A 22,750-nucleotide genomic window follows, 5' to 3' on the forward strand; every position below is an offset into this window, starting at 1 on the left:
GATCCTATGCAACGAACCGGACGTCATCGGCGTGAAGGTTCGCAATAGTGACGTTCTTCAGCGTGATGGTGTTGTTGGCGTCATAGCTGATCAGCGTATCGGCGCCGACCTGCGAAGCAGCGGTCAGCACTGCTTCAAACGTCGAGAACACTGCGTTATCGAAGGAAAGGACATCATCACTTGCAGCACCGGTGACGAAGTCGGTGATCGTGTCCTTGCCGAAGCCTGGTTTGAACACGAATGTGTCGCTGGCTGCACCGCCGGTCAGAGTGTCGTTGCCGGCATCTCCGAACAACGTGTCTGCCGAACTCGCTCCTGCGAGGGTGTCATTCGCGGCAGTCCCGCGGATCCATGCGGCCGACTGAATTTGGGCTCGATCCCAAACCGACCCGTTGGCGAACTCGATACGATCAAGTCCCCAGTCCTCGGTTGTCTTGTAGAACTGCCAATCGACCGTGATGACTTCGTTCGTACTGTTGACGCCGATCGTCATTGTCTCGCCAGATCTAGTAAAGGACAGCTCGTCGGAGTTGAGGTCCGTCAGGCGAAGCGTGTCAACTTCTGCCACGGAGCCGGATTTTTCCTTTATGCGATCGTTGCCGTCGGCACGTGCGTAGACATAGGTGTCACTTCCAGCCCCGCTGTTGAAGGTGTCGTTGCCAGCTCCCCCAATCAACGTATCGTTTCCGATGGTGTCTGAGATGGTGTCATTGCCGACGGTACCACGGATCCACGCGGCTGACTGTATCTGGGCACGATTCCAAACCGAGCCGTTGGCGAACTCGATACGATCGAGTCCCCAGTTCTCCGTTGTTTTGTAGAACTGCCAGTCGACCGTGATGAATTCACTTGAGCCGTTAACGCCGATCGTCAATGTCTCGCCAGATCGCGTAAACGTCACATCGCTGGAGTTTAAGTCTGTCAGACGAAGCGTATCGACATCCGTGAGGGAGCCGGATTTCTCCCTTATGAGATCGTTGCCGTCGCCACGTGCGTAGACATAGGTGTCACTTCCCGCACCGCTGTTGAAGGTGTCGCTGCCAGTTCCTCCGATCAGCGTGTCATTTCCGCTGGTGTCTGCAATAGTGTCATTGCCGGCAGTGCCGCGAATGGGCGCAGCGTTCATTAAAATTGCGTCCAGGCTCCAGTCATTACCACCAAGAACGGTCCCGTCCGCGAACACGATTTTCTCGACGCCACCCGCCTGATTCAGCTGGTTCTTCAGCGTGATCGTTTCACCCGTCGGAGCGACCTTGATGATCACGTCATTGAGTGCATTGAAGAGTCGTTCGAACGAAACATCCGCACGAGTTACATTGGCCAGCAGCAATGTATCAACGTCACTACCGGTTGTCGCCTCGTCAATGACGTCGTTGCCATCTCCCAACCTGTAATTATAGGTGTCGTTGCCAGCGAGCCCCTGCAACACGTCATTGCCGAGGCCGGCACGGATATCATCAGCGCCAGTGCTTCCAACGATGGTTTCGTGGCCGTTAGTGCCACCGACAAAAGCGACATTGCTGTTCAACTGAACCCTGGTCCATGTAGTGCCTTCGGAGAAAACGACCTTCTCGAGGCCCCTGTCACCGGCGCCGTTGAGCGTTGCCTTGATGAGGATCGATCCGGCGTCGCCTGCACCCGGTGCACTCTCGGCGACCATCAACGTAACGTCGTCACCGTTGCGCACCAATGTCACGTCGGCGGGGTTGATGCCCTGCAGCAGCAACTGGTCGGCTGTGCCGCCCGTGGTGCCATCGGTGATCGTGTCATTGCCGTCGCCGCGGGCATAGACATAGGTGTCGTTGCCCTCTGCGCCGTTGATCGTATCGTCGCCACGTCCACCGGTGATGACGTCTGCGGAAGCGAAGCCGGTGATGACGTCATTGCCTGCAGTATTCGCTTGCGCCAGCAGCAAGACGCGGATGTCAGACCTGGTCCAAGTAGTACCGTCGGCGAAGATGACCTTCTCGAGGCCTCTGTCGCCGGCACCGTTGAGCGTCGCCTTGATGAGGATCGATCCGGCGTCGCTTGCACCCGGTGCACTCTCGGCGATCGCCAGAGTGACGTCATCGCCGTTGCGCACCAGCGTCACATCGGACGGATTGATGCCTTGCAGCAGCAACTGGTCGGCTGTGCCAGAAGTGCCCTCGGTGATTGTGTCATTGCCGTCGCCGCGGGCATAGACATAGGTGTCGTTGCCCTCTGCGCCGTTGATCGTATCGTCGCCACGTCCACCGGTGATGACGTCTGCGGAAGCGAAGCCGGTGATGACGTCATTGCCTGCAGTATTCGCTTGCGCCAGCAGCAAGACGCGGATGTCAGACCTGGTCCAAGTAGTGCCGTCGGCGAAGATGACCTTCTCGAGGCCTCTGTCACCGGCGCCGTTGAGCGTCGCCTTGATGAGGATCGAACCGGCGTCCCCGGCACCCGGCGCGCTTTCGGCGATCGCCAGAGTGACGTCATCGCCGTTGCGCACCAGCGTCACATCGGACGGATTGATGCCTTGCAGCAGCAACTGGTCGGCTGTGCCAGAAGTGCCCTCAGTGATTGTGTCATTGCCATCGCCGCGGGCATAGACATAGGTGTCGTCGCCTGCGCCGGCATCCAGCGTATCATTACCCTTGCCCCCGCCAAACAGCCCGGAAGCGCTAGTCCCCACAAGAATGTCGTCACCATCGGTCGCAGAGGCGTAGATCGACCACTGGCGAAGGTACGCGGCATCCCATCGAACGCCATTGTCGAAGACGATTTCCTCGACGCCGTACTGATCATAATGGCGGAATGCACCACTGCTGCCCGTCAATCGGATCGACCCGCCGGCATCATCAGCAATAGAAACCAACAGGTCGCTGCCAGATCGAACAAGGGTAACATCTGCAGGCGCCAAACCTTTCAGACGCAGGATGTCCGCTGTGCCTTCCGCATCAGCCTCCAGAATGACATCGTGGCCGTCACCGAACGTGAACACGTAGGTATCGTTCCCAGCGCCACCTTCCAGCCGATCGGCGCCGATCCCACCCTCCAGCGTATCGTTGCCGATATACCCAAGCAGGGCATCGTCACCAAGCTCGCCAAAGAGGGTATCGTTGCCAGACCTTCCGTCGATAACGTCGTCGCCGCTACCACCCGACAACTTGTTGACGTTTGCGTCGCCCAGCAAGCGATCGTTAAACTGCGATCCAACGACGTTCTCGATGTTTGATAATGTTGCGATCTGACGCCCGTCTGCCGACGGTGCGAAAGCTGTTCCGGACGTTCTCGCTTCGCCGCCATTTGCCACCAGGTCAACCAGTACACCAGAGCCGAATTGATCGAAGGCCGCAGTGTCCACGCCGTCTCCGCCGTCGAGAGTATCCAGCTCTCCTTCGGGCATCACACTCACTGCGAGCGTGTCATCACCTCCATCTCCGAACAGGAGATCGCTTCCGAGGCCGCCGTCGATGTAATCGTTGCCGGCCCCGCCGCCCAGACGTTGGTCGAAATGTGATCCGATGATCCGATTTGCCGCTCCATTGGCCTGGTAGAAGAGCGCTCCATCTTGTGCCCAATAGAGGATCTCATTGCGCGACCAAGACTGGCCATTTCCAAATACGATCCTGTCGATTCCGTAACCACCACTCAAGGAGAGTTCGTCTAGAATGGTTTCGCCACTTGTCAGGATGTTGATCAGGATTCCTGATCCCAAAACGGACAACCTTAGATCCTCGATGCTTATACCTTGAAGGAGCAGTGTATCGATTTCTGCGGTGCTATTGCTGCTTTCATAGATGGCGTCATTGCCGTCACCAAGGCGATAAACGAAGGTATCACTGCCGTTTGACCTGCCTCGGGAAGCTATGCGATCGTCTCCCAGATCGCCGAAGTAAACGTCGTCGCCGTTTGCATTGATCTCAATCGAGTCATTGCTAGCGCCGCCCCGAACCCATGCGTGTTCAAATACCTTGCGCTTGTCCCACATGGTGCCATCGGCAAATCGAATGGCGTCGATGCCATAGCTATTGTCCGAAGACTGCCATCGATTGGAGTCCCTTGCCGTGATGACCTGATTGGTTTTCAGATCTCGTATAAGAAGATCCGCCCCTACCCTCGACAGTTCGACATCGGTCGGCAGGAGGTCGACGAGGACCAGGGTGTCAGTCTCGTAGGCCATGGAGTACGCGTCACTGATGACATCGTTGCCGTCGCCACTAGCATAAATGAACGTGTCATTACCGTTGCTGAAATCGCTGCCACGCTGCTGCGAGATGATGAGATCGTCACCATCATTGCCGATGAATGTATCGTCACCACCAAAGTCAGCCACCAGAGCATCCCGCCCCTCGGTGCCACGGATCCAGGCTCTCTGCCAGATTGCCTCTCTGTTCCACGAAACGCCATCGACGAAATCAATCCGGTCAATTCCAACGGAAGCAGCTAAATCACGGGCCCTGCCAAAGAAGCCATTGCTCTGGATAGTTTCACCAGTGCTGGTCACACGGACGACAAGGTCGTATCCCACTCGAGCCAAGGTCACTTCGCTCGACGCGATGTCGGTGAGGCGCAGAACATCGACTTCGGCGGTCGATGCCGTTTCCTCGATGATCACATCGTTCCCGTCACCGCTGGCATACAGGAACGTATCGCTACCGCTGTTACCCACGAAGAATCCGGAAACGATGACGTCATCTCCGCGTCCACCCACAAAGATGTCGCTGCTGGCATTCTGAGTCCCATATTCAACCAATGTGTCAGAGCCATCCCCGCCGGATACCAGGTCGTTGCCGAAACCTCCATTCAGGTAGTCGTTGCCGCCGCCGCCGAAAAGTCTGTCATCTCCGTCACCGCCCTCAAGGGCATCATGGCCCGATCCAAGGTCGCCGACCTCGGTTTCGGAATCGCCGTATAGAGTGTCATTGCCCGTGCCTCCGACCAAAAGGTCGTGACCGGCTCCGCCGATCAGCGTGTCATTCCCCGATCGGCCGTCAAAGTAGTTATGGCCGGTATTGTTGATCCACGACGGCCAAGAGGCGATCAAATCAACGAGGCTGCCGCCAGGGCTTCCGGGAATTGGTTGGGCCGTCCCAGGTTCGGGCAATCCCTGCTCAGAGGCTGAGTTGTAGTAGGCGCCTCCGATCCGTTCGTTGTTTTCATCACCGAAGAGTATATCGTTGCCACTTGAATCGAGCTTAGCGTAGTTTTTCACGATGACTTGAATGTCGTAAAAGTTGCCGGTTCTTCCGAGCTCATCGACAAACGAGATCCCCTCGAGAGCCGATCGGTAGGCAGTACCGCCGCCACCACCGCCGCCGCCGCCACTGCCGGCCATCCTGGATTCAACTTCCGCTATTCCACTCTGGAGATCGGCGAATACGAGCTCCTCTGCTTCTGAAAACTCAGACGGGAGGTCGTTGCCGCCAAACCACTCGAACCAGTATTTGAAATCGAGATCGAAACCGACGTTTACGATCGATTTCATGAGCGTTTCACGGTTGAAGGTCACGCCGTCGGCAAATTCGATGCGTTCGACCCCATGGGTGGTTTTGTTCCAATCGTTCTTGATGTTTGTGACAGAGTAGAACTGATCCTGAACCTCGATCGTTTCGCCCGTCGCCTTGATATTGATAACCAGCGAAGTTCCGCGACGAAATAGCTCTACCTCGCCGCTTCGGATGTTTTGTAGAACGATGCTATCTGACGCGGGCGTTGCGTCCGCTCCACCGTCGACGATCTTGTCATTACCGTCGCCAGCGCTCCAAATGTATCGGTCTGAGCCTTGGTTACCATCGAGCGTGTCGTTGCCACGCCCGCCGACGAGAACGTCATCTCCTTTGGTTCCGGCTATGGCATTTGCATCACCGTTGCCGCGCAACCAGGCTTCGGAAACAATAGCTGCCTTGTTCCAGATAACACCATTCTCGAACTCGATGCGATCCACACCAAGATCACCGAACTCGCCGGCGGTTTGTCCCGGATTGAAGAATCCTTCGCTTCTGACGAATTCTCCCGACGACTTGATCAGGATCACAAGGTCTGCACCGACGCGCGAAAGCTCGACATCAGCAGGCAAAAGGCCGACAAGCTTGAGAGTGTCCGTGCCGGAGCTATACAAATATCGATCGGCGATTGTGTCGTATCCATCACCAACAGCATAGAGCACGGTGTCATTGCCACCGCTGATCACAATCCTGTCGTCCCCTGCTCCAGCTCTCAGCACATCGTCAAGCGCGGTGTCTTGGATTTCATTGTTGCGATCATCGCCGACGGCGGTTGTCAGCTTTGCGATATCGGCACGGGACAACAAGGTGCCGTCCTTGAGCATGATCCGGTCAATACCCCGGTTCTCTTCACCCCAATTGCGGAAGAACCCTTCCGAAAGAACTGCATCTTCCGTGCCTGCAACGCGAATGCGCAAGGTCTCGCCAACGCGCTCAAACACCAAGTTGGCAACTGCCAAGTCGGCCAGCACCAGTGTGTCGATTTCTACCGTCGATGTCGACGTGTCACGAATGAGGTCTGTGCCGTCGCCAGCCCGATAGATGAAAATGTCGTTGCCGACGCCGGAAATGAGGATGTCCTCCCCTCGCCCGGCGTCAAACAGATTGTCGCCCTCAATCCGCACCAGGCCGTCAGCACTGCTCGAGCCAAAAGCGGCGTTGCCCTTCACAATCGCTGTCGCGATCTCTTTCAGCACAGGATTCGACAGGCCGGCCAATGCGGGCTCGGCAACTGTGAGATAGTTTGTGCGATTGCCCGCAAATATCGTTGGCGCGACGCCTTCCAGACCGCCCAAACCCTTTGCCAGGAATGCCGCTGCAGCGCCTATATCCTGCGGCAAGAGTTGCGTGAGGAGCGTCAACACTTGCCCGACATTGCCATAGGTCGGGGCACTGCCTTCTTCCGGCTTGGAGAAATCGAGCACAGCGTACGCGAAATAGGGGCTTGAAATAACGCTGTCAAAATCGCCGCCCCGTGACAGCACGCTTCCGCCAACCTGGCTGAGGAACGCCGTCAGCAGCGTGTCGACGACCTGATCAAAGCTTGCTTCAATTGCCGACCCGGTGGCTGCGGTGTTTGGAGACGTGCTGATTTCCTGCCCGCGCCCAATTTCTTGGTACTGGCTGCCGAAAAACTTCTCGACAAAGACGAGGTGCTGGGCGTTGACATAGGCACCACGGGAGTTATCGCCCAGCGTGTCGACGCCAGCCCATTTCAGAAGCAGGCTTTCAAAGCCGCTACGAAGTTCATCGAGAGACAGCGTCGAGGCTTGATCGGTAAGCGCCGTCCATGCGCTGCGGAACGCAGCGTCTTGCGTCGCCTTCCAGGCAATCGAATTGATCTGACCGGTACCCGGCAACTGTGGAAGCAGATTAACACCATCCGCCACGACGAAGCCCGGCGTATTGTCGCCTCGAGTGTTCTGTCGATCCGTTTCGAAATAGATGGTTTGGGCCGAACCCATAGTGCCGTCCGTGCGGATGAAACCAGCCTCAAACCCGATGCCATGGCCATTGTTGGTGCCGATCACGTCGGTACGGTTGAGCGAAATCGACGCAATGCCAGCCTCGGCAAGCGTCATCAACTCGCCGGCGTCGGACACACCGTCCTGGTCCAGGTCGCGCCAAACGCGAAGTTGTGCGAATGCTGCATCCTTTTCGTCGATCTTGCCGTCGCGGTCACCATCGAGTGTTTCGAGCACGGCAAACCCGTCCTGCGACGGCGAGCCGAACAGCTCCTTGGTCCCATCGACCGAGCTATTGTTGTTGGAGTCGATAACCAAGATGCCGTCATCAGCAGACACCCAGCCGGTCTTCTCAGCAAAACCATCGCGATCGTAGTCGAAGTGGACATTCGATTCTGCCAAGGAAGAAAGTTCAACTCCGTCGCCATCCAGATCTATTACGAGTGGATCTCGCAACACTTGGAGTAAAGGAGAGATTAGGAAACCCCAAGCCAGAGCCGCCAAAGCGGCTTGCGGCCCGAACAATGCCAGCCCCACCAAGGCGGCAACAAGCGCGGTCCTGATTGGTTCGAGAACAGCTTGTCCCGCCAATTCGAGTGGCGTAACGGTGGTGTTCGTTATGCCAGCCCCATAGCCGAGATTTGATACTAGTCCGCCCTGGACACCAATTACTTCTCCATCCGAGTTGCGGATGAGGCCCGCGCTGGCAATGCTCGATATAGACTGGTAGGATCCAGCGCCGGTTATGTCAGATATCCCGATGCCCGGCTCGAAAACGAAAAGGTCAAATGACCCATCGAGAGGCACGACTCCCGCACTGAGCCCTTCGAAATAGGTTTCCACGAAGTACCAATTTCCGGTCGCTCCATCCCGGACTAAGGAACGCTGAATTGAAACTTCAGCGCCCTCCCCGAAGGAAACGGAAATGCCAATTCCAATGGTTTGTGCCATGAGCCTATACCCCCCAAATAATCCCAATGCTTGTCAAAACAAAAATTGTCACCAATAATGTATAGCCGACGTAGTCTTTCCTTGATGTAGGGCTTATCCAGCGGTGAATCCGCGTATCTCTTAGATTGAACGAAATAATAACTATATAAGTTAGCACGATTCCGATCAATAACGATAATGGCATGGCATTTACTCTTCATATAAGTGATAGAAGTTCTCGAGTTAGCAGAATAGCTGACCCCCGAAGCCGGATTACAGTGACGGAAAAGAAAGACAACCCTAAATATATCTAGCGACTTAAACGCACGTCTTGCAAGTCAAAAGTTCATCCTGGTCATATCCTCGCGTCGGAAATTCCAGCATTCTTCCTGCTGCCAATTGGGAAAATCATTTACAAACTTGACGCTCGCCAGCGTCGGTGGCTTGCGTCAAGGTGGCGCCGGCGCCTGTTCGCGAGGCACGCACTTCGAAACTGCTTCCGGGGTCCACCTTGAGATCCCCGCGTCCACGGAGGCCGGTGGGTTTCATGAGCTATGAAACCAGGCTCATAGCGGCCACACGAAAAGCCCCCCGGCATGGACTAAGGTTGTTGGTCACGTCCGATATCGCGCCTTGTTATCACAACCTTGCTGTGATCAGCTAAGGGGCCTTAAGGTGTCGTTTCAGAAAATCTGAGCGAATAATTGGGAAGCCAGTTAAATACTGGCGCTGGCCCAATGTGCGCGTTGAAGCTCGGTCCGAGCAGTGGCTCGCGACGGATAAGGCCATAAAGGTCGTGAACGATCACCCTGATCAGGCTTCGGATATGCTCGTTGGAAGCAGTGTTGCACCTATGATGTTTCCATCAACGTCTTTTGATTTGGTCATGGCTTAGGCGAGGGGATCCTGTAGATCCCCTCCCCGCTTTGCACATCTGCGCCTGCCGTCGACATTGACCCTTTGGCAGACGAAGAGGCTAACCGACTTTACGAAGCTGCTGAATGACGATCATGTCCCAAGGAGTTCTCTAATGGCGGTTGTCAAGCTGGGCTCTGCTTGTATCGCTGGTCAAGGTCATGGTTCTCTTCGAGGTCGGCTCTTTGACCGCCTCATCGTGGCGTTGGATGGGCTCAGTCGACCAATGTGGTGTTCGCGGTTACCTGATAATCCGGCACTCGCACTCGTGGGATCGGTCATCTCCTGACGGGCAAGAAAGCAATGTGGCCGACAAACCCATGTTTTGGCCGCGAACGTCTCGCTCGAAAGCTTTAGAAGGCATTCCCCGTTTCATCGGCTTCCCTGCCACCTCTTGGGCGGTGCCGATTGTCGAAACGAACGTCGCGCGAAGCGCCTCCAGACAGTCCACCTCCGCGCCCTAGTAGTTTTCGGAATTGGCGGGATGCTTTATCTTGTTGGCTGGGCCAAGTGCAGAAACTTGCTCCCCTTTGCGTCTACTAGTTGTCCCGCTATTGCTTGGGAAAGTCGTGGATACTCGATGTCGAGGCATAGTAGGACTGCGAGTAAGACGTGTTCAAACTATCGTTTTCCATGACGGCGAAGGAGTCCGGCAGGCAGGATGCGGAGGCAAATGCCCAGTATCCGGCGGTATTGATGTCGATAAAAGCGCCGCTTGGCCACATGGTCGGTTATGTTGCCCACAATCTCTCCCCTCTCGCGCGACATGCATTCGCGCGATCATGTTTCGCGCGGGGAACTTCGCAACTTCGATCACTCCGCGTGAGTGCCGGATGCGAAATGGCCGGGCGCCAACGGTCAACGTTCCCTGACGGAAATTTGGGTTGCCCATATATAGACGAGGCATGGTGAGCCGTCTTCGCCTGTTGTTCCCCGCGGGGAACTTTCAACACTTCCGCTCGAGAGCCGGTCCGATGGCGCGTTGAGTTCATTCCTTCCGCAAACCCACCCGAAGCGTTTTCTCTATTGTTCGATTCAATCGGCCTAGGCGCTGAGCTGTACACTGGCAGGGTCTTCCAAGCCCTCGCCTTTTGAGGATGGCCCATTTGAAGGTCTAGCGATAGAACACTTGGCATCTCTGATGCAAAGCGTCCGTAACAAGGTGTACCGTGGAGTTGTCAGCTATGCCCCAACCGATCGCCGGACACAGCGAAAGCTCGACGTGATCGGGATCGTTAGGTGCCCAGTCATCCGGAATGTCATCGCTGAACGGAACCGGGGCACCGTTGCGAACATCCTCCAGTGTGTGTCGTGAAATGCGGCTGATTGCACCCCTTGTAGGAGGCATCGTAACCTCCGGCTGCAGTTGTGCCGCCCTCATCTGCGATCCACTGTCTTAAGGTGAGACGGGGAGCTCCGCATTGAGTGGGAAGCCGGCCGGTCTCGACCGCCACATTGGGTCGTCGCGTTACGGTTCATTGGGGCGAAGGACCGACCGCGCTGATTTGATGGGGTGCCGGCTACCTTGGTGGCCTACCTTGTTGCCCATGCGGCAATAGTTCCCCGCGGGGAACCGGCCGGCAACCTCGCGAGACGCGATGTCTTCGATCCACAACCCTATTTGATGAAGTCACCCGAATCGGAGTACCCGTTAGTTGCGGAGAAAATCCGAAATTTCGGTTTTTCGAGTAGTTACGTGGTTGTTAGCTAAACGTTAACCACAAGAGCGGTTAAGTGACGGAACTGCCACCGGGGATTCTCATAATGACACGACATCTCAGCAGCCTCTCTTTCATGGAGAACTTTTCCAGCAAGCTAGAGCTGGCGTTGAACAATCTGAGCATGGCCCAGTTTCCGCCGGACGCCCGGCGCAGCATGCGCAAGTTTACGTCGACGGAAGTTGCCGCCCTCCTAGACGTTACCGAAGCCTATATCCGCCAAGTCGCCGCCAAGGAGCAGGGGCCGTCCCCGGAGATCTCCAACGGCCGCCGCCTTTATACGCTGGAGCAGGTCCTTGAACTGCGTCTCGCGCTCGCCGCCAACGGGCGCAAGAAATGGATGAACCCGCGCCGCACCGGCGACGAGCAATGCCAGATCATTGCAGTCACTAACTTCAAGGGCGGCTCGAGCAAGACATCGACGACAATTCATCTTGGTCACTACCTGGCGCTTCGTGGCTACCGCGTGCTTGCCGTGGACCTTGACCCGCAGGCATCGCTCACAGCACTTCACGGCAACCTTCCCGACTTCGATTATAGGGGAGGGGACACTCTCTATTCTGCAATCCGCTTTGACGAACCGGTTCCGACCAGTTCGATCATCCACCAGACGCACATCGCCGGGTTCGACGTCATTTGCGCCGGTCTGGAACTCACCGAGTTCGAAACCGCCGTCGCGCTCGAAATGCGTCGGGCTGGTGGCACAGGCTTCCTGCTGCGCGTTTCCCAAGCGCTCGACCAGGTTGCCGACGACTATGACTTCATCCTGATGGATTCGGCGCCGTCGCTGAACTTTCTTACGCTGTCGTCACTGACGGCGGCCACCGGGGTCGTCATACCTGTTCCCGCACACATGCTGGATGTCGACTCGACGGCGAAGTTTCTCGAACTTGCGGCGTCCTACATGCAGATCCTCGACGAAGTCGGGACAGCCGCCCAATGGGATTTCGCAAAGTTCCTGGTCACCAAGTTCGAACCCAACGATCATCCGCAGGCAAATATGTCCGCCTTGATGCGGCAAGTGTTTGGTGAAGACCTGCTGTTGAATTCCGTTATCAAGTCGACTGCCGTCGCAGATGCGCTGACATGGAAGCAAAGCCTCTATGAGGTGCAGCGGGCACGGTTCTCAGCGCCGAAAACCTACGACCGCGCGATGGAGTCGATCAATGCGGCCAACGCCGAACTGGAAAGCCTCTTCTGGAAGGCTTGGGGGAGAGAATGAGCAGAAAGGATTCTAAGGGCCTGTTTGCCAATGTTCTCGGTCAGCTCGAGAATGGGCCAGACAGAGCCGCGGTACAACGTTCGACCTCACCGCATTTGATGAAGGTCGCCGCTGGCGTGCGCCATATCCAGGAGCGCAGCGAGCTTGCCGAGCGGTTGCTCAAGGACGGCGGCCAGGTCATCGAAATTGATCCGGACGACATTTTGGATTCGGCGATCCCCGATCGCTTTGCTTCCGCATATGACGCGGAGAACATTGCCGAATTGATGCAGTCGATGCGAGAGCATGGACAAAGCACGCCCGGCCTCGTGCGATCGCTCGCAGGGGAGGCCAAGGCGTTTCAGATCGTCTTCGGCCGGCGGCGGCTTGCTGCGGCGAAGCTTCTCGGCATCAAGTTCAAGGCGATCGCACGAGATTTAAGCGACGAAGATGCCATCGTTCTCCAGGGCGAGGAAAACAGCAATCGCAACGATCTCTCATTCATTGAACGATGCCTTTTTGCCCAATCGCAGGAGGTTGCAGGCTACGGTCGCGATATCATCTGCAAGTCGCTCAGCACCGGCAAATCGCATGTGTCGGAGATGATCCGGCTCGCAACCGCGTTGCCGCGCGAGATCGTCCAGGACATTGGACCGGCACCCGAAGTCGGCCGTCGTCGTTGGGTCGATTTCGAAACCAAATGGTCAGCGCATGCGGCGCCGCTCGAAGCCGCGAAGAAAGCGCTCGGCAACGACGAAGTCCGCAATGGCGATAGCAACCTTCGCTTTGCCAGCGTCTTGGAAGCGCTTTCCCGCGAGAGAGAACTATCACATGTGACAGTTGACGCAGGCGAGCTGGTTTCGCACGGTCTGATGCTCGGCCAAGTGAGCCACGGAAAATCCGGCTCAAAACTTGTTTTCAACAAGTCCGTTCCTACTGGGTTCGTGGACTTCGTTGCGAAGCAAATCGAGAGCCTGCACGATCAATTCATGCAGCAGAGTAGCCAGTAAGGGCTGTACAGGTTTAATTCGGAGGATAACCGCAAAAGAAAAAGGCCCCCCAAACGTTTCCGTCGTGGAAGCCCTTCTCGTATGTAGCAATCTGAGAATCGCATTTCCACGAATCCCCGTCAAGAGTCTTTGGCATCGTTTTGGTGAGCAGGTTTCTTTTGCCTTCTAAGAGGTGAAGGAAAATGCAGGTTGGAAGTGTGACGACGCCCTTTGGGCGGCGGCCGATGACGCTTGCCTTGGTGAAAAGGCAGCTGAATTCAGCTGAAATCAAGCCAGGCAAATCAGTCGAGAAGTGGAAAGTGTTCCGCGACGCCTCTGAGGCCAGGGCGCTGCTCGGTATCCAGGATCGCGCGCTCGCCGTTCTTGATGCCCTTTTGACATTCTATCCGGAAGCCGAGCTGGCGCAGGATCGGGCCATGATCGTGTTCCCGTCCAACGCACAGCTCTCGGTGCGTGCCCACGGCATTGCTGGCGCCACGCTGCGCCGTCAGCTGGCCGCTCTCGTCAACTCCGGCCTGATCGTGCGCAAGGACAGTGCCAACGGCAAGCGTTACGCTCGTAAGGACCGGGCAGGGGAGGTCGAGGATGCCTATGGCTTCGATCTGTCGCCCTTGCTCGCCCGTGCCGAAGAACTCGCGCAAATGGCGCAACAGGTGGCCGCCGATCGCGCGCAGTTCCGTCGGACCAAAGAGACGCTCACTGTCTGCCGGCGGGATGTTCGCAAGCTCATTTCTGCTGCCATGGAGGAGGGTGTTTCCGGCGACTGGGGAGCGATTGAAGCGATGTATGTCGAGCTCGTGGGCCGTATTCCGCGCACGCCTGTCATCGGTGATCTGGTCGGGATCCTCGACGAAATGGAGATGTTGCGGGACGAGATCCTCAATCTGCTGGAAACGCAGATGAATTCGGAAAATATGAGCAGCAATGATGCTCCAGTTGAGCGTCACATACAGAATTCAAATACCGAATCCATCCATGAACTTGAACCTAGCTCTGAAAAAGAGCAGGGGGCGAAACCTGGGGTAAAACGGCAGCCGAAACATGAGCCGATAAAAGCGTTTCCGTTGGGTATGGTGCTGCAGGCCTGCCCGGAGATCGCGATGTATGGACCGGATGGAGCGATTTCGAGCTGGCGCGAGCTGATGGCGGCCGCGGTGGTGGTTCGATCGATGCTTGGCGTCAGTCCGAGCGCCTATCAGGATGCCTGCGACGCTATGGGGCCGGAAAATGCGGCCGCGACGATGGCTTGTATCCTGGAGCGAGCAGCGCACATCAATTCGGCCGGCGGCTATCTGCGAAACCTGACGGAAAAGGCGCGGCGAGGGGAGTTTTCGCTCGGACCGGTGCTGATGGCGTTGATGCGGGCGAACAGCGCGCCGGGGCGCAAGGCGTCGTGACGCAGAAAGTGAACGAATCGTCCAGATTGGATCGGGTGGATGCCACCTTTTGGGGAGGCGGCACTTTCAGCTGTGCCGAACCTTACCCTGCATCCGGACACGAGCATCAGACTTCATTGCGGTCGTTTCCGGTGAGGAGTTCGAGCAGAGCCGGATTGATGTAAAGGTTCTCGCGGCCAGATTTTACCTCCGTGAGAATTCCGGCATCGACCAAGGCCTTCAGGTAGAGCGCTGCGGCTTGACGCTTTGCTATGCCGGCTGAAACGACGTCTGAGATTCGGCAATAGGGGTTGACGAAAATCACCTCCGCCAGCTCGCGGGAATAGATCTTGGGCAGATCGCGACGCATCCGCGCGCCTGTCTCATCGAGGAGATCGCGGATCGCATGGATCTTCTCGTTTGACCATTCCGCAGTTTCGCGGATGCCCGCGAGTATATAGAGGATCCAATCCTCCCAGGCGCCGTCGGTCGTCACCCGCTGGAGCCGATCGTAGTAGGCTCGCTTGTTCCCAATGATGTAGCGGCTGAGATAGAGCACGGGTATGTTAAGCAAACCCTGGTCGACGAGGTAAAGGAGATTGAGGACACGCCCGGTTCGACCGTTGCCATCGATGAAGGGGTGAATCGCCTCAAACTGGTAGTGCATGACTGCGAGCCGGATCAAAGGATCGATGTCTTCGGCCTCGTGGATGTAACGCTCCCAATTCGAAAGCTTTTCCCTCAAGAGATCGCGACCTTCAGGAGGCGTGTAGATGACTTTTCCCGTGGCCTCGTTGTAGAGCGCGGTTCCTGGCGTGGCGCGTATGTCGAGGTCAATTCCCTTGATCGTCCGGCAGACTTCGATTGCCATCGCGGTTGAAACTGGCCGCTCTTTAAGCAACTGATAGCCTTGGTGCAGCGCGGTGCGGTAACGCAGAGCCTCTTTTGTTGCGGAGTCGGGCGAGTGTCCCGCATCTCCGGCAAAGCGGAACATGCGATCCGTCGTCGTAACGATGTTTTCGATCTCTGAGCTCGCTTGTGCCTCGAGCAACGGGATAGAATTGATCAGCACCGACTGGTTTGGAATGAGTTCTCCGGCTACCTTGAGTTCCGCCAGAGCTGCGCGCGCGGCAATGCAGGCTTTGAGGACAACTTTCGTTTCAATGTCTTGGCCTGGCGGCAATGCTGGCAGATCGTTGTAGGGGCGGTCGGGCCAGAACGGCATACTAACTTCCTTTGGTCCGGCTGAACTTGTCTTCGGATATGTCGTTGGCGACGACACGTCGCCTAAACGTGTCGATGAAATCGGATTTTATCGACATATTTGACTGCTTTCAATCGATAATGTTCCGTCACGTCAACCGTATCTAGCTTTGACTATTTTCAGCTCGGCCATTATCTGGCGGCGACTCCAGAGCGCGCCAACGGAAGCGGATACCCGGCAAGGGCGGAGAATTTTTGTGCCACATCCAAGGCTGTGGTCGGATCTACGTGCATCTCGTCGAGGAACAAGACCTGCAGGTTTTAGTGTACCTCCGAAAAGAAGGAAAAGACCGAGGCATCGAAAGAGAGAGCGCTGGCTGGGTCTGATATCTTGGACGCTAGTTGCTCAGCCGGCGTTGACAGCCGCAGGACTATTTCCTGCAACAATGGACATCTTTCTGAGCCACAGAACGCTTCGGCTTCCGAAGTTTTGCTACGTAATCAACCGCGCTGCCCGTCCGTGTTTGCGCTCTGCGTCGTTGTAATAGCGCGCCGCTTGCGTCACCGATTTGTGCAGCGACTGCTGCATGGCTTCAGGGAGCGGGATGCCCCGATTGGCAGCCTCGGTCAGATAACCTGACCGCAAGCCATGCGCGGAAAATAGCGTCGGGTCGAGCCCGGCATGTTTGCAGCGGCCCTTCAGGATCAGGTTGACCGACTGCGGCGTCAGCGCCCGCTGGTCGATATTCCCCCATTGGTCAATGCGTCGGAACACCGGCCCGTCTTCGATATTGGCTGCCTCCAGCCAACGTTTCAGCGCAACCACTGGCCGGCCGATCAACAGTACATGTTCGTCGTCATCACTCGTCGTCGTCTTCGTGCGGCCGAGCCGGATCGACAGGCAGGGGAGGGGAGGGGATTTCTCGTCGTTTGGATCGGTCCGAACCGGGTCCTCATCGTTGAGATCCTCAACGCACAGCGCTGCCACTTCAGATCGGCGGCGTCCGCCGGAGGCGAACGCCGCCAAAAGCAGCGCACGATCGCGTAGATCGACCAGACGCTCGCCGGCGCACGCGAGCAGAAGCTTCGCCAGGATATCGCCCGTGACCGCCTTTTTGCTCTTGCGTTGCCGCGGCCGTGCACTGGCGCGAACGGCCAGTCGCAGGGCGGATTTCAGCGAAGGGCGGTCAAAGGAACCGATGAGGCCGCGCCAACGGGTGAGGATCGACCAGCTTGTTAGCCGGCGTCGAACGGTTTCCGGGGCGTGTGGTCCTGTGGCGCGCAAGAGGCGTTGGGAGCGCAAGCCGCTTTCCACCTCTGCCGGCATGCCATGGCTTGTATCTTCGGCACGCTTAGCCGGGTCCCAGAGGTGATGGGCGATGAATTTCAACAGCAGGCTTTCGGGCGCCGGCCAGGGGAGGGGAGTACCAGTGGCAAGCTGGCACCAGGCTTCGAGATAGCCGAGATCCGATGCGAGCGCTCTCAGGGTATTGGCGCCCATGCCGTCCTGGGCAAGGTGTTTCAGCGTCGCAACATCGTCGTCCGTGAGCAGGGAAGCGAGCTGGTCACGGCGGTCAAAGGGCAGGATTGCATCGAGCGCATCGAGCTGCTCAGCCCGAACCAACACCGCGTCAGTGGCTTTCATTTTGGTCACCGCCGAACTCCTTGCGGGCTATTGATTACCGGTATCCCTCGTTGGCTCCGGCTTGAAATCGAGGATGAACAGCATTATGTTAGACGAAATTTGGTTTTGTCAGACATGAGGACCGTTATGGGAAAACATAGCAGTGCCGGAGAGCGGACGGCGGAAAAAAAGGCGGTGCTGGAAAAGGTCGTGGGCAAAGTGAAGGCCGGCAAGTTTGCTGCTAGCAGCAAGGCGCGTGTTGATGCGGTCATGAAGGCGGCTGAACATTCCGGTCTCCTGGGCGAAAAGAGTAAAAGGATCGGCGGGAGGATCAGTCCCGCTCTCATCGAACAGGCAAAGAGGCACACCGGCATCGAAACCGACACGGACCTGATTGAGTTCGCATTGGCGGCGGTAGCACTTGACGACGATTTCGGATCTGTTTTTCGCAAGACACGCGGCACGGTCGACCCTGACTTGAAACTCGGATTCTGACTTGTCCGATTTTGATTTCGATGCCGCCTTTCGCTGGGCAAGGTTTAATCCCGGCCGGACCCTTTCAAGGCGCCCAGACAGAGAGCTGCCTTTCCTCGAGGAGCCGGCTGAAGCCGGCCTGGAACTGCTCCTCGACACTTGTGTCTACATCGATGGCTTGCAAGGGCGAGCGCCAGAAGTTGTGGCGAGCTTGCTTGATATCCGCCACAGCAATCACTCCACCATCGCCATCCAGGAGTTGATGCACACCGTCGGCGTGCTCGATCCGGTGCACAAAGGCACGAAAACAGCCATTCAACAAATCAGGACTACGGTTAAGGCGATGCCGGCCCATCGCGTGTTTGCACCCGATGCGGATGTTCTGGGGCGGGCCGCTTTACTGTCCGGCATGCTGTGTCGTCTGCAGGGCTACCATCGCGATGCGCGGCTGCGAGCTCTTCACGACTGCGTCCTGTTCCTGCAGGCGCAAAAGCTTGGTCTTACCGTTCTTACGGCCAATGTGAGCGACTTCGATTACCTGCTGCAACTGATGCCGAATGGCCGGGTCCTCTTCTACCGGTCAGCAACCAATTGATTGGGCAGCGCGTGCCGTTTTGGCCGCCAAATCGATCACTATCGATACGCAGAACCTCTCGATAGTGATGTGCCATGAGAAACGTTGTCCGGATGACGGAAGTATAAAGCCAATTCATTTCCGTTTGAAAACTTTAGGACGTTAATTCAGATGGTTAAACATTCGTTAATCCGCGCAGTCCGCGTGCTGAGCGTAATCGGGGCAGGTTTGGTGTGGCTTGTCGCTTTGCATTTAAACGGGGTCTTCCTCAATTTCTGTGGTTAACAGAGTGTTAGCGCCTCGACTGCTATCTGCGGGGATGCGAGCGCAACTGAAATGGTCACCCGGCCCAGGGGTCAAGGTTCTGGGTATTACCCTTCAAGATGAAGAAAACTGGGTTGTTTCTGCCGCTGCGAAACCTGTCGGTATTTGCCCGGATTGTGGAACGCAAAGCCGGCATCGGCACGGCTGGCACAACCGCCGCCTCCAGGACTTGCCTGTTCAGGGTCAAGTTGTGAAAATCGAGCTCGCACTGAACCGGTGGCAGTGTAGACACCGGAAATGCGGGCGACGAACCTTCACCGACAGGTTGCCTGAGATTGCTTCACCCTATATGCGACGAACTCAACGGATGGCTGAGATTGTGGGCTTGGTTGGCCACAGGATGGGCGGTCGTCCGGGAGAGCACTTGATGTATCGGCTCGGAATGCCGGTCAGCGACGACACGATCTTGCGGCAATTGAAGCGCGATAATCTGGCGTCCGTACAAAAAGACATTCGGGTTGTGGGCATTGATGATTGGAGCTGGCGGCAATCCTCGCGGTACGGGACGATCATGGTCGATCTTGAGCGTCATTCGGTCGTCGATGTTTTGGAGGACCGCAGCGTCGAGAGCGCAAAAGCTTGGTTGCAAGAGCGTCCGACGATCGAGGTCGTGAGCCGAGATCGCTGTGGTTTGTATGCTCAGGCAGCCCGAGAGGGCGCGCCCCAGGCCCGCCAGGTGGCTGACCGTTTTCATCTGGTCCAAAATCTCAGGGAGGCAATCAAGGAACAGATGAGCGTGTACGGTCACGCCAATGTTAGACCCATTCTCTCAGAAGATGCTATCGCCAGCGCCAGGTCACAACAGCGCCGTGCCCGCTTGGCGCACAGGCAATCTCGTCAGGAAATATTCGACACGTTTCAAGCTTTGCGGCAGCAGGGCCTCACCTACAGCGAGATTGCAAGGCGGACCGGATACGAGCGCCGCAGCATCGCGAACTGGCTTACTTCCAATGCACCCCGAGACAGAAACCGGGCGACATTGAATCCGACATCGCCACTGTATTTTGAAACATTTCTGGCTGAATGCTGGAGGAATGGAAACCGCATTGGGCGCCATCTGTTTTACGATATCAAGAACCGCGGTTACACGGGCAGCCGCTCCAATCTGGAGCGCCTGTTGAAAGTGTGGCGTGAGGTCGAAAACATTCAACCCGACGAGCCGCCTCCGGAGACGGATGTTTCAGAACCCGTTCGCGATCCTGACACGGGCCATATGATCTCGTCTGTGGTGGCAGCAGCTTTGTGTATAAAGCCGCGCGGCTTGCTGACAGATCGCCAGGCCAGAAAGGTCATTGCATTGAAGCAGGGCTCTCGAGCGTTCGCCATAATGCGTGGCTTGGCCATGCGCTTCAACGGCATCTTGCGCAGCAGGAGCCCGGATGCGCTGGATGAATGGATCGACGATGCCATAGACACCGAGCTCACGGCAATTATGCGCTTCGCCAGCGTTTTGCGCCGGGATGTTGATGCCGTCAAAAATGCAATCGAACTCCCGTGGAGCAACGGTCAAGCCGAAGGGCAGATCAACCGCCTCAAGATGCTGAAGCGAGCAATGTACGGTCGCGCCGGCCCACAACTGATGAAGGCGAGAATGCTGCCACTGAATCACAGAAATTGAGGATGAACCTGATTAAGTGCAAAACGACACCCGTCTCGATGAGCGCATCGCCCGCTCAGCCGTCGGCGAAGGCTTTCTCGAACGCGCGCATTTTGTTGATGCCTGCGCTTCGCTGTGGATCGATGGCGAACTCGTCCACCTCGAGGATCTCGTGCTTCACGACGCCGGCCACGACATCCGCACCCCGACCCACGAACTGACCATCGCCCGCGACGTGTTGCGCACCCGCCGGCGGATCGCCGGCCAATCCCCGGATTGGGCGCTCTCTGCCGACGGCATCCGCTCGCTGCGGAAAACCTCGGAGATCGGGTTGGGCGGCGGGGACGAGGCGACGACCGCCGATGCCATCCGGCCGGCGGCCGCGATCCACGCGGAAGGGGAGGGGGAGGAAGGTGACGACGTCGAAATTCTCCTCGGCGTCGACTATGCCGCCATCGATGCGGTACTTGCCCGATCGGAGGCCGCAATCGAAAACGCAACGCGGCCCGGCCGCGCCAGCGCGGCAGACAGAGACGCACTAGTCTATGATCTCGACTGGGACGAGGATGCCCGGCTGGAGGAATGGCGCGGCGTGCTGCGCCAGGCCGAGAACTTGCCGGCGGTGCTGCAGGCGATCGTCGCCCTCGATGCCTGGAACGAGCTTTCCGTCCTCCAGCACGCGCCCTGGCTTGGCCGGCAGCTGGCCGCTTCGATTCTGCGCCAGGCCGGCGTGACCACCGCTGCCCATCTCGCCGCCTTCAATACCGGCCTCAGAACCATCCCGGTGGATCGCCGCCGACATCGCGATCGCGCGACCCGACTGCTTGCCATCGCCGATGGCCTGCTTGCGGCCACCGAGCTCGGTCTGAAAGAGCATGACCGGCTGGCGTTGGCCCGGACACTGTTCGAGCGAAAGCTGGACGGACGCCGGACGTCTTCAAAGCTGCCGGAACTGGTCGAGCTGGTGATGGCAAAACCATTGGTGTCGGCCGGGATGGTGGCGAAGGCGCTCGATGTGACGCCGCAGGCGGCGCGGCGGATCGTTTTGGAACTTGGCCTCAGAGAAATGACGGGGAGGGGGAGGTTTCGGGCGTGGGGGATCGTTTGAACAAGGTTTGTTGCCCCTTTACTACGGTTTCTGGAATATCGAATCTGTGTATCGCGGCCGCCCTGGTCGTGCGTAGTGAGCAATGAGCAATAAGCAAATTGGGTTTTCGATGAGATCTCCTTACGGCAATAGCGGCCTCGCAATGAAATTTGTCGAGCTTGACGGTAATCCGCCGCAGTCGGTGACTGTGGCCGGGATGACATTCGACCCGCTCGATTACGATCAATTGGCCGCTGCTCGGCTAAACCAGCCGGTCTCGGTCCAGCTCAATTGGCGCTATGCGAAGATTCTCGACACGAACATCGAAGGGGCCGACATCGAGGGCCTTACACGCGGCAACGCAACGCTGGAGAGCACCCATAGTTCAACTGCTGTCAGCTTGCAGGAAGGAGGCTGGCTTCCGCCGGGACTCGCGATCGCTGCTGGCGGCCTGACGATTCTCCCAGACAGAAATGTGGTCAGTCTGATCAAGGGGCGGTACGACAACGGGTTGGTCGTAGGGGAGGGAATGGATTTCATGGACCTCTTGGCAGAGCACGACGTACGTATCAATCCCCTGCTCTACGCTATCGAGGGTAATAGCCGGGCGATCCCTGATCGTGTTGTCGTCGAAGCACAAATGGCAGAGGTCGCAGCGTTCTTCCGCAAGGCCCTTCCCAAAGCAGAGCTTGTCGTGGGTGATCGAAGCCTCGAAGGTGTGTTGGGTCTGATCGAGGACACGAGAGCAGGTTTTGAAACGAAGCGCCGTTTTCTCCTGCATCTTGCCCCGCTTCTTTCAGCGCCCACCAGCCGTCGTCAGTTCGCGTCGAGATGGCGCGACGTGCTTGAAGCCGCCGACCACTACGGATTGGCGCGTGATGCTCTCGTCGTTGTTGCGGCGCTCAGTTCGGTTGCGGTCCCTAACTCCGGGAGCGCGGCGAAGAAGATCCTGAAATTCCGAAAGGGGTATTCTGACCAAGACGCCTATAATGCGCTAGCCGATCTTCGTTCACTCGAAATTCTGATTCACCTAATCACCCTGTTCCCAAGGGACCGGCCAGCCATCTTTACGGCGGATAAATCTCTGGCGCTTTTCTGGACCGGCCTTCGGGCACATAATTTCCGGCGGGAGAACCTTCGGGTCACTTGCGGCCTCGCGCCAGTTGACCAGTTATTGCCCGGTCAGACGATGGAGCTATGGCAAAATGACAGCGCATCGCGATCAGACTGAGAGAACAGCAACAGCGCTCTGGCGTACTTCGATGGCGGCCGGTCCCAA

The 22,750-nt window shown here is 57.3% G+C and carries 11 protein-coding genes and 1 pseudogene; 8 read left to right on the forward strand and 4 right to left on the reverse strand.

Annotated features, from left to right (window positions below; translation table 11 throughout):
* Window positions 1–4: 4 nt before the first annotated feature.
* Window positions 5–8,389: a calcium-binding protein gene (locus IB264_RS24970; RefSeq protein WP_192434312.1), complete on the reverse strand. Its 8,385-nt coding sequence runs from the start codon at window positions 8,387–8,389 to the stop codon at window positions 5–7.
* A 2,658-nt stretch (window positions 8,390–11,047) separates the two neighbouring features.
* On the opposite strand from IB264_RS24970, the gene repA reads away from it, so the two are divergent.
* From repA to repC, 3 genes are all read left to right on the forward strand, one after another.
* Window positions 11,048–12,223, forward strand: coding sequence for a plasmid partitioning protein RepA (gene repA, locus IB264_RS24975; RefSeq protein ID WP_025431067.1), 1,176 nt, complete (start codon window positions 11,048–11,050; stop codon window positions 12,221–12,223).
* On the forward strand, window positions 12,220–13,212 hold the full coding sequence (gene repB / locus IB264_RS24980) for a plasmid partitioning protein RepB (protein WP_192434314.1): 993 nt from the start codon (window positions 12,220–12,222) through the stop codon (window positions 13,210–13,212). Before repA ends, repB begins: the two co-directional genes overlap by 4 nt.
* A gap of 182 nt (window positions 13,213–13,394) precedes the next feature.
* Window positions 13,395–14,609: a plasmid replication protein RepC gene (gene repC, locus IB264_RS24985; protein ID WP_192434316.1), complete on the forward strand. Its 1,215-nt coding sequence runs from the start codon at window positions 13,395–13,397 to the stop codon at window positions 14,607–14,609.
* A gap of 106 nt (window positions 14,610–14,715) precedes the next feature.
* Here the strand turns inward: repC and fic are convergent, their stop codons facing one another.
* The 3 genes and pseudogenes from fic to IB264_RS24995 all read right to left on the reverse strand — a co-directional run bounded on the left by fic (window position 14,716) and on the right by IB264_RS24995 (window position 17,436).
* Window positions 14,716–15,813 (reverse strand): protein adenylyltransferase Fic, encoded by a 1,098-nt coding sequence (fic, locus tag IB264_RS24990; protein ID WP_192434318.1) that lies wholly within the window; start codon window positions 15,811–15,813, stop codon window positions 14,716–14,718.
* 170 nt (window positions 15,814–15,983) lie between these two features.
* A pseudogene (locus IB264_RS35455) lies at window positions 15,984–16,245 on the reverse strand (hypothetical protein).
* 39 nt (window positions 16,246–16,284) lie between these two features.
* Window positions 16,285–17,436 carry a site-specific integrase gene (locus tag IB264_RS24995; protein ID WP_210335672.1) on the reverse strand — a complete coding sequence of 384 codons (1,152 nt, stop codon included), beginning with the start codon at window positions 17,434–17,436 and terminating at the stop codon, window positions 16,285–16,287.
* A 126-nt stretch (window positions 17,437–17,562) separates the two neighbouring features.
* Between IB264_RS24995 and IB264_RS34780 the strand changes: the two genes are divergently transcribed.
* The 5 genes from IB264_RS34780 (at window position 17,563) to IB264_RS25020 (ending at window position 22,702) form a co-directional block, all read left to right on the forward strand.
* The gene (locus tag IB264_RS34780; protein ID WP_246811823.1) at window positions 17,563–17,910 is read left to right on the forward strand and encodes a hypothetical protein; all 348 of its coding nucleotides are present in this window, start codon (window positions 17,563–17,565) and stop codon (window positions 17,908–17,910) included.
* A 1-nt stretch (window position 17,911) separates the two neighbouring features.
* The gene (locus IB264_RS25005; RefSeq protein WP_192434321.1) at window positions 17,912–18,484 is read left to right on the forward strand and encodes a type II toxin-antitoxin system VapC family toxin; all 573 of its coding nucleotides are present in this window, start codon (window positions 17,912–17,914) and stop codon (window positions 18,482–18,484) included.
* Between the two features lie 298 nt (window positions 18,485–18,782).
* Window positions 18,783–20,405 carry an ISL3 family transposase gene (locus IB264_RS25010; protein WP_246811824.1) on the forward strand — a complete coding sequence of 541 codons (1,623 nt, stop codon included), beginning with the start codon at window positions 18,783–18,785 and terminating at the stop codon, window positions 20,403–20,405.
* Between the two features lie 16 nt (window positions 20,406–20,421).
* The gene (locus IB264_RS25015; RefSeq protein WP_192434323.1) at window positions 20,422–21,492 is read left to right on the forward strand and encodes an RHE_PE00001 family protein; all 1,071 of its coding nucleotides are present in this window, start codon (window positions 20,422–20,424) and stop codon (window positions 21,490–21,492) included.
* Between the two features lie 82 nt (window positions 21,493–21,574).
* Window positions 21,575–22,702, forward strand: a complete 1,128-nt coding sequence (locus IB264_RS25020; protein WP_246811825.1) for a hypothetical protein — start codon at window positions 21,575–21,577, stop codon at window positions 22,700–22,702.
* Window positions 22,703–22,750 lie beyond the last annotated feature (48 nt).

The sequence above is a fragment of the Ensifer sp. ENS11 genome (genome assembly GCF_014851895.1).
Classification (GTDB): Bacteria; Pseudomonadota; Alphaproteobacteria; order Rhizobiales; family Rhizobiaceae; genus Ensifer; species Ensifer canadensis.